Annotated in this window: 14 protein-coding genes, 5 tRNA genes and 2 pseudogenes; 3 read left to right on the top strand and 18 right to left on the bottom strand. The window is 39.4% G+C overall.

The annotated features are described in order from the left end of the window. Window positions 1-334: 334 nt before the first annotated feature. From N1I86_RS16745 to N1I86_RS09700, 5 genes and pseudogenes are all read right to left on the bottom strand, one after another. Window positions 335-625: pseudogene (locus tag N1I86_RS16745) on the bottom strand (HAMP domain-containing protein); the annotation flags it as partial. A 308-nt stretch (window positions 626-933) separates the two neighbouring features. Next, window positions 934-2,376, bottom strand: a pseudogene (locus N1I86_RS09715) (IS1380 family transposase). Window positions 2,377-2,837: 461 nt separating this feature from the next. Beyond that, a complete protein-coding gene (locus N1I86_RS09710) occupies window positions 2,838-3,668 on the bottom strand; it encodes a GGDEF domain-containing protein (protein ID WP_003355039.1) in 831 nt (276 codons plus the stop codon). A gap of 119 nt (window positions 3,669-3,787) precedes the next feature. Next, entirely contained in the window at window positions 3,788-4,015 is a 228-nt protein-coding gene (locus N1I86_RS09705) for a PilZ domain-containing protein (RefSeq protein ID WP_234395499.1), read from the bottom strand. 316 nt (window positions 4,016-4,331) lie between these two features. Beyond that, window positions 4,332-4,868 (bottom strand): EAL domain-containing protein, encoded by a 537-nt coding sequence (locus tag N1I86_RS09700; protein ID WP_341096057.1) that lies wholly within the window; start codon window positions 4,866-4,868, stop codon window positions 4,332-4,334. Between the two features lie 97 nt (window positions 4,869-4,965). Here N1I86_RS09700 and N1I86_RS09695 point away from each other — a divergent pair. Continuing rightward, window positions 4,966-6,011 (top strand): IS630-like element ISBs2 family transposase gene (locus N1I86_RS09695; protein ID WP_076611651.1). Its coding sequence is split into 2 segments (ribosomal slippage): window positions 4,966-5,469 and window positions 5,472-6,011, totalling 1,044 coding nucleotides; the frame shifts between segments, so codons are not numbered across the junction. A 4-nt stretch (window positions 6,012-6,015) separates the two neighbouring features. Here N1I86_RS09695 and N1I86_RS09690 read toward each other — a convergent pair. Both N1I86_RS09690 and N1I86_RS09685 read right to left on the bottom strand, forming a co-directional pair. Beyond that, window positions 6,016-6,210 carry a hypothetical protein gene (locus N1I86_RS09690; protein ID WP_341096055.1) on the bottom strand — a complete coding sequence of 65 codons (195 nt, stop codon included), beginning with the start codon at window positions 6,208-6,210 and terminating at the stop codon, window positions 6,016-6,018. A gap of 621 nt (window positions 6,211-6,831) precedes the next feature. Then, the gene (locus N1I86_RS09685) at window positions 6,832-7,488 is read right to left on the bottom strand and encodes a TnsD family Tn7-like transposition protein (RefSeq protein WP_341097315.1); all 657 of its coding nucleotides are present in this window, start codon (window positions 7,486-7,488) and stop codon (window positions 6,832-6,834) included. Between the two features lie 135 nt (window positions 7,489-7,623). Between N1I86_RS09685 and N1I86_RS09680 the strand changes: the two genes are divergently transcribed. Continuing rightward, window positions 7,624-7,863: a hypothetical protein gene (locus tag N1I86_RS09680; protein WP_003355043.1), complete on the top strand. Its 240-nt coding sequence runs from the start codon at window positions 7,624-7,626 to the stop codon at window positions 7,861-7,863. A gap of 250 nt (window positions 7,864-8,113) precedes the next feature. Here the strand turns inward: N1I86_RS09680 and glmS are convergent, their stop codons facing one another. The 6 genes from glmS to sigW all read right to left on the bottom strand — a co-directional run bounded on the left by glmS (window position 8,114) and on the right by sigW (window position 15,254). Next, the gene (gene glmS, locus N1I86_RS09675) at window positions 8,114-9,916 is read right to left on the bottom strand and encodes a glutamine--fructose-6-phosphate transaminase (isomerizing) (protein WP_341096052.1); all 1,803 of its coding nucleotides are present in this window, start codon (window positions 9,914-9,916) and stop codon (window positions 8,114-8,116) included. A gap of 469 nt (window positions 9,917-10,385) precedes the next feature. Beyond that, the gene (gene glmM, locus N1I86_RS09670; protein ID WP_340395812.1) at window positions 10,386-11,732 is read right to left on the bottom strand and encodes a phosphoglucosamine mutase; all 1,347 of its coding nucleotides are present in this window, start codon (window positions 11,730-11,732) and stop codon (window positions 10,386-10,388) included. Window positions 11,733-11,772: 40 nt separating this feature from the next. Further along, entirely contained in the window at window positions 11,773-13,092 is a 1,320-nt protein-coding gene (locus tag N1I86_RS09665; protein ID WP_341096048.1) for a CdaR family protein, read from the bottom strand. Then, the gene (gene cdaA / locus N1I86_RS09660; RefSeq protein ID WP_270584140.1) at window positions 13,085-13,927 is read right to left on the bottom strand and encodes a diadenylate cyclase CdaA; all 843 of its coding nucleotides are present in this window, start codon (window positions 13,925-13,927) and stop codon (window positions 13,085-13,087) included. The genes N1I86_RS09665 and cdaA overlap by 8 nt, the downstream gene beginning before the upstream one ends. 141 nt (window positions 13,928-14,068) lie before the next feature. Further along, window positions 14,069-14,671 (bottom strand): anti-sigma factor, encoded by a 603-nt coding sequence (locus N1I86_RS09655; RefSeq protein ID WP_341096045.1) that lies wholly within the window; start codon window positions 14,669-14,671, stop codon window positions 14,069-14,071. A gap of 19 nt (window positions 14,672-14,690) precedes the next feature. Then, window positions 14,691-15,254 (bottom strand): RNA polymerase sigma factor SigW, encoded by a 564-nt coding sequence (sigW, locus tag N1I86_RS09650; RefSeq protein ID WP_341096042.1) that lies wholly within the window; start codon window positions 15,252-15,254, stop codon window positions 14,691-14,693. A 165-nt stretch (window positions 15,255-15,419) separates the two neighbouring features. On the opposite strand from sigW, the gene N1I86_RS16740 reads away from it, so the two are divergent. Then, window positions 15,420-15,581 (top strand): aspartyl-phosphate phosphatase Spo0E family protein, encoded by a 162-nt coding sequence (locus tag N1I86_RS16740; RefSeq protein WP_081473101.1) that lies wholly within the window; start codon window positions 15,420-15,422, stop codon window positions 15,579-15,581. 356 nt (window positions 15,582-15,937) lie between these two features. Here N1I86_RS16740 and N1I86_RS09640 read toward each other — a convergent pair. From N1I86_RS09640 to N1I86_RS09620, 5 genes are all read right to left on the bottom strand, one after another. Next, window positions 15,938-16,010 (bottom strand) — tRNA-Ala (locus N1I86_RS09640). An 18-nt stretch (window positions 16,011-16,028) separates the two neighbouring features. Beyond that, window positions 16,029-16,100, bottom strand: a tRNA-Gly gene (locus tag N1I86_RS09635). A gap of 13 nt (window positions 16,101-16,113) precedes the next feature. Beyond that, window positions 16,114-16,186: transfer RNA gene (locus N1I86_RS09630), tRNA-Lys, on the bottom strand. 42 nt (window positions 16,187-16,228) lie between these two features. Continuing rightward, window positions 16,229-16,303 (bottom strand) — tRNA-Gln (locus tag N1I86_RS09625). A 56-nt stretch (window positions 16,304-16,359) separates the two neighbouring features. Beyond that, a tRNA-Tyr gene (locus N1I86_RS09620) sits at window positions 16,360-16,444 on the bottom strand. Between the last annotated feature and the right edge of the window lie 4 nt (window positions 16,445-16,448).

Below are 16,448 nucleotides of genomic sequence, written 5' to 3'. Positions count from 1 at the left end.
AGTCGGACGCAACCAATGTTAGTCGTTGAACAACATACTCGACTGCGTCAACACCTTCTTGTGAAGTTTTTAGGGATGCATCCGTAACAGAATTCGCTTGTTGTGCGGAAGCATTGATTTCCTCAATAGCAGCGTTTATCTCTTCAATCGTTGCTTGAATTTCTTCAATATTAGCACTTTGCTCTTGAACACTTGCGGAACTCTGCTGGATAGCTGCAAATAACTCTTCTGTTGCTTTCATAGATAGATTTACGGATTCAGATAACGAACTAGAGAAATTAGCTAATTCATTTGAATCGTTTTGAAGCTTTATAATAAGATTTCGTAAGCTTTCAGTCATATTATTTATTGTTCTAGCCAGTACTTCAAGATCGCCTTTTGCATCGACTTGAACCGTTTGGCTTACATCACCATTTATAATAGCTTGCGTCCGTTCGATTAACTGGGAAATCGGTTTTACTAAAAAATATTGGAGAATTCCAAAAGACACAAGAATTGACACCACAGATATAACCAAAGAAGTAATCCTACCGCCGATAATATCCTCAAGCAAATATTGAGTAAGATATTGAACTGTTTCAAAACCTATAAGAGTGAACAAAATAAGCCAACTCGAGTATGTCATTCTTAATTCCATTTAATTCTTCCATCCTTTCTAACTTGTAGTCTTACCTGTATTATCTATGTTGTTTATTTTTCACATAATCTTCAAATTAGAAAAGAAACCTGAATCCGTGATGAATTGAAATCGACTTTGATTTTGTTGTAATTTTGATGGATTGATAATCCATAAAACCCTTTTTAATGCTTATGACCTATGTCATCTCTATTTCCGAAAATGGAACAAATCTCTTTTTTAGGTATACGAACCAAAAAAATAGATAAAAAAGCACAGGGAGTGACGTTGGACATCAGTTCCCGAACATTCGTTCGTTATCTTGCCTCTCTCCATTTCTGATAGACGTTCAGTAGGGGCTCGCTATAGCCACTCCTTCGCGTCCGTTTCATCCAGATCTGTCGTGATCGACGGACGAGTCGCCCTGCCATCGTGATCACCGTCTGAATAATCGTCTTGATGCGGCGGCGTTTCACTTTGTGGTGCAACGGATGTCTCGGATCGCTTAATAGATCTTGTCCAATCAGACGAAGAAGATTGTAAACGAAGGCTCCCATGACCAACACGAGCGCATTCGTTTTCATCTTCCCAGATGGAAGCCGCTCTAAATCTAAGTCGCTCTTCAGTTCGCTATGAAACTGTTCGCATGTCGCATGGTCATGATACAACGCGAGCACATCGCTCATTCGAACATGCTCGTATCCTTTGAGCCGCACCCAATAGCTTTCCACTTCATAATCAGGAACGAGCATCAGCTGTCCATTGCGTTCCATCGTCCGTTCCGTCACTTGGGTGACTTGAACGTACGTATACGTGTTTCCATCGATCGCTGCCTTCTGTGGAAGGCATAGCTCATAGGTTTGTACTCCTTCGCTTTGTCCATCATCGACACGTTTGCCCTTTTGCGAAGCGATCTGGAACCAAAGCGCTTTCGATTCTCGGCGTAAGTTTCGCTTGATGACAAAGTCCACGTCTTCCTTTAGGCATACGTGCACATTCGCTTCTGCATCGTTTCCTGCATCCATGCGAACAAGCAGACGAGATGAAGTCAGTTGACGAGCTCGACGGATAGCGGTGACTAAAAACGAGGGCATGTTGTCTTGCACATGTTGTTTCCCTGGACGCAACTCGGCATGAACGAGATACCCTTCCTTCCCTGCATACGCAAACAACGGTGTAAAACCGTCAAATCCTTTATACGTTCGACTGACTCCTTCTTTTTTCGTATCGGAGTTGTCAAATGGGGAACCATCTATATCAAGGGGAAGCCATGTCGTCTTTCCTTTGGTCCAACAAGGGGACAAAGTGGCATGTCGTTGAATCAACAGACGTATGGACTATAGAGGACATGGCGGAAGTTTTCGATGAAAGGCTGTACCATGTCGTTGAATCAACAGACGTATGGACTCCTCCCAAAGAATCGTTTCGGTCATCGGAAGACAAGCGAGCTGATCGAGTCGTTGTCGCAAGGTTGGAGAGGAAGGCACGTGCTGAATCCCCATCGATGCCGAAAAGATATCGTCCTGACGATACGCTTCGATATGATCGAAATCCGTTTTTCCTGTGGCAAGCAAGCCAATCATCGAGCGAATGACATCGCTATGGGAAATGTGCACTTCTCGACGAACCGTTGGAAGCCGAAGTGCGTTTACCCGTTTATCCAGTTTCGTTCGATGGAGTAAGTAGCCAACGAGAGCAAGCCCAGCACTTGGGGTAATCGCTTCATCTGTCAATACAAACCGAATCGGGAAATCTTTCATCACATCACCTACTTGATGAAGAATCGTCAACGTCGTTTTTCCTTATCGTATCAACGGTTTGCGACCATTGTAAAGATGTTTTGTCACGGATTCAGGTTATAACATCCCCTTCAACCGTTGGGTAACCGAATACAAAGAAAATAATAGTATGAGCTTTGTGACTCAGACAATATTGATATTTTTACAGTCATTCATCGCTCAGCGTATCACCATGCCAATTTGAAGCTACTTACTACGCTAATCAGAAACGAGTGGCTACATAGGTTCAGCTATTTCGCTCTGTTTATCATGTCTATTTTCTTGACATAACATGAGCATGTTTGTACAGTAGCTTCTTCAATTAGTTAGCGAAAACTTTTCAATCTGCTTAAGAAAAAAATAATTGTGAAAGTAAGTCTATAAATATAGCTGTGCACTTGTATAAAGTTGAGTTACCGTTCTAGCTTTGGAATGCCATCGTGTTATTCACCCCATACTACTTTGTTTCTGCCCGTTTCTTTTGCCTGATACAACGCTTGATCTGCTTTTTTCAAAAATTTCTCTAAGTCTTGCCCTTCCGTGTATTCGGTAACTCCAATACTAATCGTTACGAATATACGTATTCCCTTATAAATAAATTTGGTGTTTTCAACGGTTTTTCGAATTCGTTCAGCAAATTTTATTCCATGCTCTAATGAACAATTTGGTAAAAGAATGATAAACTCTTCCCCACCTATCCGAACAAATACGTCAGAATGAAGAATAACCCCTTTTATAACCCTAGCTATTTTTTGTAACACCATATCTCCAGCGTGGTGACCATAGGTATCATTAATCTTTTTAAAATGATCGATGTCAAACATGATTAATGTCATTGTTTGCTCTTGTTCTTGGGATAAAGGGATTATTTTTTCCATATATAATTCCAAATATCTACGATTGTAGATTCCAGTAAGCGGATCGGTTAACGCAAAATTTCCCAGTTCGATTATCACTCTTTCCGTCTTTATTTGAAAAAAGGCAATAACCGTGAATATGATCCATTCTAATATTCCTGTTATGATGAGATAAATTATGTCTTGATACAATAGATGCCTTTGATGAAATAAAAATTCGGAAAGAATGATAAGAATAAACCCTAATATCCCAACAACGATGGTTGTTTTCCATGTTGGTGATAAAAATACAATTGCAACAGCAGGTATTAAAAGAAGCATCCATAGCGATAGTAAAGAAAAATAGTAATTAATAACTAAAGTTGCTATTAACGATGTGAAAATAAATACATATATGGACTTACCCCCATTATTCATTCCCCCTCCCTTCACCTGGTAACTAAAATTTCTCTTCAGATCAACGGTATACAGCGAATATTCATATGTTTAAACTTTTGTTTGAAAATGATTTGCTGTAGTTTCAGCTCGTGTAACATTTATTTCTTCTTTCTTTCTAATTCTAATTTTCTTATGACTTGATATAAACGTTGTTGATCTTGATGATGCAGTTCAATGAATTCAATTCCGTAAAAAATATCGTCCATTCGTTCCTCTTTTCTCACAATTTTTCCTTTCAAAGAAAACTCTTCATCACAGAGAACAAAATGGAGACGCAAAAAAATCTTTTTTCTAACAGGAAAATCTAACTTACAGCTCAATTTCATGCCCAAGTAACTGATATCTTTTATCTTTCCTTCTCCTTTTTTATGCTTTAATGGTTCCAGCAATTTGTCACCAAACCCAATTGATTCGAATTTACATTCTTGATCTAGGAGTTTTATGCGAAACGCTCTCCTTCTTTCTACTTCGTTCCACTTCGCTTTTAGATCGGTCAATGATTTTTTCAATGTATCAATTTTTGGTAGTCTTTTTTTCTTAATTGTCTTGCATAAAACCAGTGTATTAGTGGCTGCACCATCAGAAGCATAATCAATATACTTTCCAATGTTGCTATTTCCATACCACTAATTGCCCCTTCTTTTAGCGGATCTTGTTGATTGGCAATGGTTTTCCTAATAGATATCCTTGTCCTAAATGAACGCCTAATTTTTTAGCCATCGCTAAATCTTTCGGTTCCTCGATTCCTTCTAACACTAAATAAATATTCTTTTGTTGACAAACGTTCAAAATCATTTGAATTTCGTTTTGTTTTTCTATAGAAATCGATAAATCGATAGAATAATATCGGTCTAATTTCACAAAATCTGGTTCAAGCTCCATGACGGTATATAGGGAAAATTCCCCTTTTCCAAGATCGTCAAGGGCAACAGAAAAACCATTAGTTCGTAAAAAATGTATCGCTTTCCTTAGTAAATCAATATCCGATATTTTTTCCGATTCATTAATTTCTAGCACAATATTTCGGTGAGAGGAGCGTATCCTCTTTAGTTTTCGTAAAAAATCGGGAAATGATGGATGAATTATAGTCGAAGGATAAACATTGATAAATAATTGAATATATTGCATGCGAGCCAAAGTCAAAGCATGGAAAATTGAAGAAATATCTAATTCATACAATCTGTTTTTTTTCATTGCTATATAAATTGAAATAAAGGTTTTCTCCCGTTCCACGGCGAATAAATACAAAGAGAAAATAGGGGAACGGAGAGAAAATATGATGCCAAATCACAAAGACGAGATCGAAAAGTTGTCCACTGCCATGAAAGAAGCAAAAAGTAAACGAGCATATGAACGCTACCAAGCGATTTATCTTCATTTGCAGGGATATACCAAAGGAGAAATCGCAACGATTATTGGTCGATCCAAGAAAACTATTTATAACTATATTCATGCCTACGCCCAGCGCGGTCTTGATGGACTGGAGATGAAATACTCACCTGGCGCCCCACGTCGATTGACCCCTGAGCAGGAAAAAGAGCTGGCTTTGATCATTGAACATCAGCTCCCCGTAGATGTGGGATTCGAAGCAAAATATAATTGGACGCTTGCGATAATCGCTGAACTCATTCAACAAAAGTGGGGGCCAACATACACGCTTCGCGGAACAAGTGACATTCTGCATCGGTTAGGGCTAAGCTATACGAAACCGACCTATACACTAGCCAATGCCGATGAAGAGAAACAAAAAGAATTCGTCGAAATCACCTTCCCTGAAGTAAAAAAAAACTGGTAGATGGGAACATCGCCCATGTCCTCTTTCAAGATGAGTCGATGATTCGTGATTACCAAGCGATTCAAAAAACATGGTTTGTCAAAGGAAAACAACGAATCATTCCGACGTTTGGAAAACATCAAGGGCTGAAGCTGATTGGCACGTTGAACTACGAAACAGGGGAAGTGTTTTGCATCGAAGAAGAATGCTATGACGCGGAAACATTTCTTCGATTTCTTCAACTTGTGTTAGAACGCTATCCCACAGGCAAAATAGTGATGATTTTAGATAACGCTCGAATTCACCATGCCAAACTCATTCAGCCATTTTTAAAAGAACACGAAGATCGGTTAGAGCTCGTCTTTTTGCCACCATACAGTCCGCAATTGAACTTGATTGAAGGGCTATGGAAATGGCTGAAATCAGACGTGATTTACAACGTGTTCTATTCGAGTGTGCAAGAAATTAGAAAGAATGTCCAAGCCTTTATTCAGCGAATCAACCAGAAACCAGAACAAACGATCGATCGTTTGTGTGTTCAGTTGTAAATCTTTAATTCAACTTATATAGTTGAAAAAGCAATTCAGGATTTTGAACAAACTCGCAGCGCAATAAAGCTTCATAGGCAAATAAATGCCAATCTTTCAATGCGTAAATCGGTTGGAATACATGATAAAACTTTTTATTTTGTATAATGTCATCTAAAAGTATAGTGCCCTGTAAAGCCATCCCTTGTTCGTCTAACATATTGCTCCCCCTATTCCTTTATTATGAAAGTGGCTTATCCTTATCACAATACAGGAATAACAGATTAGGTATTTATAACTACTATATTATACGATATAATTCTCCTTTTTTCGACATTTTTTCACCAACCTCATGCTCTTTTAATTCCATAATTCGTTACTTTTTAGCTTAACGTTAGCTTTCATTTTTTAGTTCCTTAGAGTTTGAAACAACCTCAAAAGCTGAGAACTATCAAAAAAGTCGTTTTCCAGAATATCGATAATAATTTGTAAATGTAATTAAACATATTACCCTTGGCATTGATCTTTGCTCGTGCGTCTATCATTTTGATTTATTTTTGCAATTCTTCCCAACTTAGCTATATAAATAGCATCACATTAAAAATCGAGACAGATAAATGATTCACCAAAAAACCAGTTATGTGCTCTTTTCGTTTATAATCAAAATAATTAGTTAAGAGCCTATGTAATAAAAAACGGTCCCTACGTTATCTTGCAGGAAATATAAGGTCGTTTAGAGTTGAGAAAGAAAACTAGACATTAAGTTAATCTAAAATGTTATATGCCCATTTCTTGATTATTAACCCCTATATCATCAAGATTACGTAAGAACCATTTTTATTTAGCAATTGTAACTTTCTTTTAATTTATCAATTTTAGACATAGTTTCGATTGATGCTTTGTGCAGATTAGCCATTTCCATAACCTTGCTCTTAGAAACATGCATTCCTTGTTTTTTTATCATTTCAATTGCCCATTTTGCTCTTCTTAACTGAAATTGCTCGACACTTTCAAGTTTTGACAGAATATACTGTTTAGTCTCCGGCATTTTTTCCAACTTTGATTTTAATCCTGAAATACCTGCTTCTTGCGCAATTCGATAGAGTGTTACTCGGATAGGCTTTTCTTCATTTAGAATTTTCTCTATAGCTTTCTTAATTAGTGGTAATACCTGTTTATCTCTTTCCTCCCAATTAAATCTTTTATTTCCGTTATGATATGTTTTTCCCTTCGGAGAATTTTGTTGTAACCATTCTTTAGCGTAATAATATAATAATGTATACAACCCCTTATCTAACTCCCTAATTTGATTTTGAGAATAGTTCGGATATTGCTCAACAAGATTTAACCATCGCTTTTTTAGTTCATCTAATTTTTTTATTGTAGGCGCTTCCTTTTTGGGTTGTTTTTCAAAACCATTCAAATATCTCCTTACTGTCTCAATACTGACATTTAACCTTCTTGCTGTCTCTTTTTTACTAAGGTTTTCGTTATTAATGAAATAGTTAATTACGCTGAAGAATACTACTTAAAGAAGGTTCCAGTTCTGTATTATGACAATGAAACACAAATAAACTATATTGATGAGCAAAAGAACATAAAAGCATTAAGAATAGGTCCAGAAACAACAATAATGACAGAGACAACTGAAAACATCGATCCAGACGAGATGTATTTCGGCCCAGAAACAACGCGTCAAACAGCAACAATTGAGAATAGTGATGAAAATGAGTATTTTATAGGTCCCGATACCACTAAACGCACCTTTACGATCGAGAGTGAAGATAGAGATGAAGTGTATCTAGGTCCAGATACTACAAGGTTAACAAAAACTATTGAAAATAGTGATCCTGATGAAAGTATAATTATGTGATTTTAAATTGCCAAAAACAACTTGACAGATAGCTAAAAATTTTTCTTTATTCAATCTAGATCTTCCTCCTAAAAATATAGCCTCTAACGTTAAAACGTTAGAGGCATAATTTTTTATTTAAATTATTATCCTAAAATATTTTGGCGAATCAAAATGGAGTATACAACTTTTTTGTCGAGTATACGACTTTTTTGTTCAGTATACAACTTTTTTGTCACTTAACAATAGGTCACAACGAACAAAACTTATTTTATTCCACCGTTACGCTTTTTGCCAGGTTGCGCGGTTTATCGACATCGCAGTCGCGATGCAGAGCTGCGTAGTAAGCAATAAGCTGTAACGGAACAACAGAGATAAGAGGTGTTAACAAGTCGTGAATTTGCGGAATGACGAAACGGTCTGATTCCCTTTCCAATCCTTTCATGGAAATCACGCAAGGGTTAGCGCCGCGAGCAACGACTTCCTTGACATTTCCGCGTATACTTAAGTTCACGTTTTCTTGTGTAGCCAGTGCGATAACAGGCGTTCCTTCCTCAATTAAGGCAATCGTACCGTGCTTCAGTTCACCGCCGGCAAAACCTTCTGCTTGGATATAAGAAATTTCTTTTAACTTTAAGGCACCTTCCAAGCAGACAAAATAGTCGATAGAACGGCCGATAAAGAAGCAATTGCGTGTAGTTGCCAAATATTCCCGAGCGATTCGTTCCATTTCATCTTTGGCATCGCAAAGAATTTCCATTGCGTTGGCTGCGATTCCCAGCTCTTTCACTAGATCAAAATCAACTGCAATATTGCGTGCTTTCGCTGTTACGTTCGCCAAGATAGCAAGTACAGCAATTTGTGCTGTGTACGCTTTTGTCGATGCTACGGCGATTTCCGGACCGGCATGGAGAAGCAATGTATAATCGGCTTCCCGTGACAATGTCGAACCCGGTACGTTGGTAATCGTCAACGCCGGATAGCCCAATTTTTTCGTTTCAACTAAAACGGCACGGCTGTCTGCTGTTTCACCGCTTTGGGAAATGAAAATAAACATCGGTTTTTCAGATAAAAGCGGCATATTGTAGCTAAATTCGCTGGCAACATGAACTTCCACAGGAATTTTTGCCATTTTTTCAATCAATTGTTTTCCAACAAGACCAGCATGGTAGCTCGTACCGGCCGCTATAATATAGAGACGGTCCGATTGATTCAAGGCTTCTACGATTTTAGGATCAATTTCTAATTCCCCGTTTTCGTTTTGGTAAGCTTGAATCAATTTGCGGATAACTAGCGGCTGTTCGTCAATTTCTTTCAACATATAATGAGGGTAAGTACCTTTTTCAATGTCGCTTGCATCAAGTTCAGCTGTAAATGGAGCGCGTTCGATTACTTCTCCATCAAGATTTTTGATCACTGCACGATCTTTTGTTACAATGACCATTTCTTGGTCCATCAATTCTTTAAATTGATTCGTTACTTGAAGCATTGCCATCGCATCAGAAGCGACTACATTAAAGGATTCGCCGATGCCGACAAGAAGCGGGCTTTTATTTTTCGCTACAAAAATCGTATCCGCATTTTGTTCATCCAACACTGCAATTGCATAGGAACCTTTAATTTGTTTCAATGTTTTTCTAATAGCTTCTTCGACTTCCATACCTTCGTTGACGAACAGTTCAATTAATTGAACAACGACTTCCGTATCCGTATCGCTTTGCAAAGGAACATCTTGCAAATATTGTTGTTTCAATTCTTCATAATTTTCGATTACACCGTTATGAACGATCGTAAAACGGCCTGAAGCACTTTGATGTGGATGGGCGTTCCTTTTGCTTGGCACTCCGTGTGTAGCCCAGCGAGTATGCCCAATTCCGATATTCGCTTTCACACTATTATCCACACTGTTGCGCAGATCGGCAATACGGCCTTTTTCTTTGAACACATGAACGCCTTCGCCGTTATTCACGGCAATTCCAGCAGAATCATAGCCTCTATATTCAAGTTTTTCCAGACCTCTTAACAAAATTTCTTTCGCATCTTGATTACCAATATAACCAACAATTCCGCACATGGTGTTCTTCCTCCCTTTAGACAAGGGGGCAAGAAATCGCGGGGGCGTTTCTGCCCCCTTATCTCCGTTTTCAATTTTATCAACATTCGTCAGTACATCCGACTGCTATCTTGAAATCGCATTTCCCTTCCTTTGTCCACCAGGTCGCCCTGATGTTTTAAGAAGAGAATTCACGGCTGTGCGTTCAACCGGGAGGCATCCGCCGAAAACTCGATAAACCTCCTCCTCGTCAACTAAGCCTGTTTTCTCCGCTCTGGGCTTAGTTCGGGCGCTATTATTATCAAAACAACGTGCTAAACCTTGATCCTCCTTTCCTTTTGGAAACTTATTCAAAACACGTTAATCATACACTATTTTTTTGGATTTCGTCAACTAAAAACATCAAAGATTGCGAAGAAATACACATTCTTTATAAAAAATATGCATAAGGAATCAAAATGTTTCCTTATGCATATCATTTATCTATATATTAATCTAACCCCATTTCTTCTTTTACCACATTGACGATCTTTTCAACATAGCGATTGCATTCTTCTTCTGTAGGAGCTTCCGCCATCACTCTGACAAGAGGTTCCGTTCCCGACGGCCGGACAAGGATACGGCCATTTCCTTTCATTTCTTCTTCCGCTTCTTGAATCGCTTTTTTCACCTTTTCATTTTCCAACACTTTATGTTTATCGGTAACACGGACGTTTACAAGTTTTTGAGGAAATTTTTTCATTTCTGCTGCCAACTCGGATAACGGTTTTTTGGTTAATTTCATAATGTTCACCAGCTGCAGCCCGGTCAAAAGGCCATCGCCCGTTGTATTATAATCAAGGAAAATGATATGTCCCGACTGTTCGCCCCCTAGGTTGTAGTTGTTTTTCTTCATTTCTTCCACAACGTAGCGGTCGCCGACAGCCGTCTGTACACTCTTGATTCCTAACTCTTCCAGTCCTTTATGGAACCCAAGGTTGCTCATAACGGTTGACACAACGGTCGACTGCTTTAAACGGCCTTCTTGTTGTAAATACTTTGCACAGATGTACATGATTTGATCGCCATCGACGATTTGGCCGTTCTCATCCACTGCAATAAGACGATCGCCGTCACCGTCAAAGGCCAAACCTACATCCGCGCCTTTTTCTTTTACGAATTGCGCCAGCGCTTCCGGATGAGTAGACCCTACTCCGTCATTGATATTTAATCCGTTTGGAGACGCACCCATTGTCGACAGATCGGCTTCAAGATCCGCAAACAAATGAGTGGCCAGCGAAGAGGTTGCGCCGTGAGCACAATCCAACGCAATATGTATTCCTTCAAAATCTTCATCCACAGTCTGTTTTAAATACTGAATATATTTTTGCACGCCTTCAAAATAATCCGTTACTTGTCCAAGTTCTTTTCCAATCGGGCGAGGAAGATTGTCTTCATTCGCATCTAAAAGCTTTTCAATTTCCAATTCCTCGTCATCGGAAAGTTTAAAACCGTCCGGACCAAAAAATTTGATGCCATTATCAGCCACTGGATTATGAGAAGCAGAAATCATAACGCCCGCTTGAGCTCCCATTACTTTTGTCAAGAAAGCAACACCCGGAGTGGAGATAACACCTAAACGCATCACTTCCGCTCCAATCGATAACAGACCTGCTACGAGCGCTCCTTCCAGCATGTGGCCGGAAATACGGGTGTCTCGCCCAATTAATACTTTAGGTCGTTTCGCGTTTTTCGTGAGCACATAGCCGCCAAAACGCCCTAATTTGAAAGCTAACTCAGGCGTCAACTCCGAATTAGCCACCCCTCTAACTCCATCCGTACCGAAGTATTTTCCCATTATCTTCATCGCTCCTTTATAAACTATCCATCCAGGTATACTAACGTTTTTTTACCGATAATTGAACGTTTACTTGATCATCCGATAGTTTCCAATCTGTATTGTTGGGTCCGTCTCCTTCAATCTTTAGCTGATGTTCCCCCACTGTCAAACCGGAAAGGTCTATGAACAGGGAAAAATCGTCTTTGCTCAATTTGTCGACGACGCTCTCTTCCCCGGTCACCTCCGCATTTACAGTTGAGGGAGACATCGAATCAAGAACGTAATCATTGCTTAACCCTCGAGTTTCGATCGGGATATCAGCAATCGTTTTCGTTATGACGGAATTCGGTGAATTTGTGTCGTTTGTTTGAGTTTGATTGTCATCAGGCGTAATTTCAGCAGTTCCGTTCTCGTCCTCTTTTGGCTTGGTTCTTTTATCCACTGAAACGACAACTTTTACTTTTTGAGGCGAAACATAATTCAAGCCTTCTTTCAAATGAATTGGAACCTCTTTTACCGTATCCCTTTTTATTTTACTTAAATCTATATTGATTTCCACATTATTTAATTTATCCAATGCCGATTCTTTGCCGTAGACGGTTACTTCTTTTGGATCTATGTCGATATCCTTAATGCTCACGCCTTCCGGAGGATTCCCTATTTCTTTTACAGACACGGGCACTTTTTTATTTGGATTTTTGACTTTTACTGTTACTTCCACCGTCTCGGGATCGACAGCTACATCCAATTTATTCAACTCGCTGTCCAGTACACGCACCCTTGCTTTTCCTGTAAATTCACCATCGATCAGCTCATCGCTGTCAAGGGTTGCTTTCACATACGCAATTTGATTAATTACGTCTTTAGCCCCGGTGATTTCCACTGTTTTAGGACTGACGGACAAACTATCCACTTGGTAGCCGTTCCCCAGCATGCCATCGCTGATTTCCGCTCCCACTTTAAATTCTTTTGTCACTTTTTCTTGAATGGAAACCTCTGCATAAGCAGGTTCAATTTTCACTTTTAATTGATTCGATATATTGTCATATTTTATAGGAACATCATGAGTCCCTACCCCTAGATTGGATAGATCCACATACACTTTAAAATCTTTCAGCGCTTTTGTGGACTGTACAATGCTTTTTGGACCCTCGATCGTTACACTTACTGTTTGTGGGACTCCGGATACCACAAGATTATCCGAATCGTAATATACATCCACCGGCACATCTTCTATCGTCGCAACATTATCGTTAGGAACATTTTCCGTTTTTTTCTTCAAATCCACTTCTTCCGCGTTAACTGACATATATAATAATATTGCCAAAAACAGCGCTAAAATTCTCAATACCCAAGGGCTTTCAATCCATCTATCCATTTTTTCGTTTTCCCCTCCAGCTCCACAGAGTCGAGGATCCATGTTTCGATTTTCCCAGGAGCAGTTCTTTTTCCAAAAGTTGTCGGAAGTCTTCTGCAGATAGATCTCGATGCAGCTCTCCATTTTTCGTGACTGAAACGGAGCCTGTCTCCTCTGATACCACGATGGTTAAACTATCGGTCACTTCGCTGATACCGAGGGCAGCCCTGTGTCTAGTTCCTAACTCTTTAGAGATAAAGGGACTTTCAGACAACGGCAGGTAACAAGCAGCAGCTGCAATTTGATTTTTTTGGATAATGACCGCCCCGTCATGTAGTGGTGTATTAGGGATAAAAATGTTAATCAATAATTCGGAGGATACTTTAGAATTTAAAGGGATCCCCGTTTCAATATAATCGGTCATCCCCGTTTCCCTTTCTATGGAAATGAGCGCGCCAATTCTACGCTTAGCCATATAGTTCACCGCTTTGGCCATGGATTCAATGAGATGCATTTGCTCTTCATCTTCTTGTGCTAAACTGCGGCGCGAAAAGAATCTTCCCCGCCCCAGCTGTTCCAGCGCTCGCCTGAGTTCCGGTTGAAAAATGATGATGACGGCTAAAAAACCCCATGTCAAAGCCTGTTCCATCATCCAACTTAAAGTATGAAAGCCAAGGACGCCGCTGAAACCTCGAACAATGATGATGACGAAAATTCCTTTCAGCAGCTGAACAGCTTTTGTTCCACGTATAAGGGTCAGTATTTTGTAAATGACAAACCAAACAAGCAAAATATCTATAATATTGGATAAATAATCCAGTATTGAAAAATTATCAAAATTCCTTAAAAACGGCATATTACATCCTCCAATAATGTAATGAAAAATAGCCGTATAGGGGCCTCTTTCCAATGAATTTATTATATCATACTTCAGACATCGAACTTAAATCAAACAATGGGACAAGATTGGAATTATTTTAAGAGCTTAAGATGCCTTTCACTGCGCTACCAATTCTTTCATATGAAACCAAAGCCATTTAAACATCTGATGAATCTCTTGTATATTCCCGGTCACTTTTCCGGCAGACGCCATATATTTTTCACCATTAATGACCGTAACATCCCCATCCACTTCTCCCTCAATTCGGATGTCTCCGTTCCGAACAACAAGATCTCCCTTCACTGTTTTCCCTTTTGGAACAATGACCGTATTTCCTTTCACAACAAGATTGGGCTGCTTCGTAAATGAAAACTGTTGATCTTGCTCCCATAAAGCGACAAACGCCCCCATCATAAACACAAAAAATATAGCGCAAGTAGTCAAAAATGGATGGAGGTGGAACCATCTCTGCAGTTTTATCGTTCTTTTTTCTTTTGGCAACAGAGATAAAACATTTTCGGTAAAATGCTCAGGAGCTTTCACGCTATTGGAAAGACCCCTCACAAACATAATAGACTGTTTCAATTCTTGAAAATGCTGATGACAATCTTGGCATTGCTCCAAATGTTCCCTTAGTTTGACAACTTGTTCTTTTGGCAGTTCACCATCTAAATACTCATGCATATAGCGCGTTATTTCTTTTTGGCAGTCTGCGTTCATCTTATAGCTCATCCCCTCGCTATAATTTGCGCAAATATTTTCGAAGAGCTTCTCGGCCCCTATGTAATCTTGTTTTTACCGTCCCAACCGGCATATCTAATATTCCTGCGATTTCTTCGACAGATAATTCTTCCATGTATTTTAATATTATGACCGCTCTGTATTTTTCAGAAATCTTTAAAATCGCATGCTGAATCGACTCTTGTAATTCCATATGTTCTACTTCTTGCTCCGGCAGGTGGCTGGATGAAGCAATTTGCGAATACAGCGTTAAATTTTCAGATCCTTCTATATCTGCATCTAAATGGTAGTCCGGTTTTTTCTTTCTTATTCGATCAATGCAAAGATTGGTCGTAATTCGATACAGCCAGGTTGAAAATTTTCGATTTTCATCATACCGTCGAATGTTGAGATAAGCACGTAAAAACGCTTCTTGTGCTACATCTTCTGCCTCATGCCGATTTCCCAGCATCCGATAACAAAGCTGATACACTTTATCTTTATAAATTTCCACAATCTCTCCAAATGCGTTCTGATCGCCCTTAAGCACTTGCCTTATTTTTTTTCTAATAAAAACATCCATTCACTTGTACCCCCGCTCCAGCGGCAATATATAAATACGAATCAACGAAAAAGAAAGTTTCAAAAATCTTCTCTTCCATCATAACAAATATTGACCTAATCAAGTTTGCACATTTTTGAAAACGGATATGATAATAATAAAAATCAGCAAAAGCGGTGATAGACAATGTCAACAACAGAACATGACTTGCTTCTTCAAATTGAAAACTGCCGAGTAGAAATGATTTCCCAGGCAATGAAAACTTCTTTTGCAAATGATGAAGTGCTTGCATTAAGTGTAAAGCTGGATCAGCTTTTGAATCTGTATGAATCTCAAAGTCCAAAATAAACGCAGCAACCTCGTATGCAGGAGGCTGCTGTCTATGAAATGGACATAAATGCAGCCGCTGCTATGGCCGCTTGATATTTGGAAGAGATTTTTTGAATTTCAAGTACAGCAGAATCTTTCCCACTCTTCGAACAATTTTGTTTGTAAACAACATCCGCAATGCGAAAGTTCGTCCAAACGAAAGTCTATTAGATTAAAATCAAGAATATCATTATTTTGTCTTAAAATTAGAAACATTTTCTTCCTACTTAAATTAAGAATCAAATGATAATGTATCTAGAGCTGATCCAAATAGAAAAAGCCTCAAACCTAACGGTTTAAGGCAAAAAACGTAAGCTTCCTATCTGAACTGAAAATGGAGCCTAGCGGGATCGAACCGCTGACCTCCTGCGTGCGATGCAGGCACTCTCCCAGCTGAGCTAAGGCCCCATATCTTCCGGCAAATAGAGCGGAAGACGGGACTCGAACCCGCGACCCCCACCTTGGGAAGGTGGTGTTCTACCACTAAACTACTTCCGCAAATACAAAAAAATGAGCCATGGAGGATTCGAACCTCCGACCCTCTGATTAAAAGTCAGATGCTCTACCTACTGAGCTAATGGCTCATCAAAAAACAATAAAAAATCCTTCAAAAGGATCAACAATAATGGCTGGGCTAGCTGGATTCGAACCAGCGCATGACGGAGTCAAAGTCCGTTGCCTTACCGCTTGGCTATAGCCCAATGATGAGTGAACATTATTAGGATATCCAACGATACAAAAACTATTCAAAATTAAATGGTGGAGGGGGACGGATTCGAACCGCCGAACCCTGAGGGAGCGGATTTACAGTCCGCCGCGTTTAGCCACTTCGCTACCCCTCCGCTG

Origin of the sequence: Bacillus sp. FSL W8-0116 (assembly GCF_038003825.1) — a bacterium.
GTDB classification, from domain to species: domain Bacteria; phylum Bacillota; class Bacilli; order Bacillales; family DSM-4216; genus Bacillus_O; species Bacillus_O smithii.
This window is presented reverse-complemented; position numbering and strand designations above follow the sequence as displayed.

What these genes read in the sequence shown, in the direction of transcription:
- N1I86_RS09705 (WP_234395499.1), bottom strand. Translation starts at nt 4,015, where the DNA reads ATGAAATTGAGCTGTAAGTTAGATTTTCCTGTTAGAAAAAAGATTTTT.
- cdaA (WP_270584140.1), bottom strand. Translation starts at nt 13,927, where the DNA reads ATGCCGTTTTTAAGGAATTTTGATAATTTTTCAATACTGGATTATTTA.
- N1I86_RS09710 (WP_003355039.1), bottom strand. Translation starts at nt 3,668, where the DNA reads ATGAATAATGGGGGTAAGTCCATATATGTATTTATTTTCACATCGTTA.
- N1I86_RS16740 (WP_081473101.1), top strand. Translation starts at nt 15,420, where the DNA reads ATGTCAACAACAGAACATGACTTGCTTCTTCAAATTGAAAACTGCCGA.
- N1I86_RS09680 (WP_003355043.1), top strand. Translation starts at nt 7,624, where the DNA reads ATGACAGAGACAACTGAAAACATCGATCCAGACGAGATGTATTTCGGC.
- N1I86_RS09655 (WP_341096045.1), bottom strand. Translation starts at nt 14,671, where the DNA reads ATGAACGCAGACTGCCAAAAAGAAATAACGCGCTATATGCATGAGTAT.
- sigW (WP_341096042.1), bottom strand. Translation starts at nt 15,254, where the DNA reads ATGGATGTTTTTATTAGAAAAAAAATAAGGCAAGTGCTTAAGGGCGAT.
- N1I86_RS09690 (WP_341096055.1), bottom strand. Translation starts at nt 6,210, where the DNA reads ATGTTAGACGAACAAGGGATGGCTTTACAGGGCACTATACTTTTAGAT.
- N1I86_RS09665 (WP_341096048.1), bottom strand. Translation starts at nt 13,092, where the DNA reads ATGGATAGATGGATTGAAAGCCCTTGGGTATTGAGAATTTTAGCGCTG.
- glmM (WP_340395812.1), bottom strand. Translation starts at nt 11,732, where the DNA reads ATGGGAAAATACTTCGGTACGGATGGAGTTAGAGGGGTGGCTAATTCG.
- glmS (WP_341096052.1), bottom strand. Translation starts at nt 9,916, where the DNA reads ATGTGCGGAATTGTTGGTTATATTGGTAATCAAGATGCGAAAGAAATT.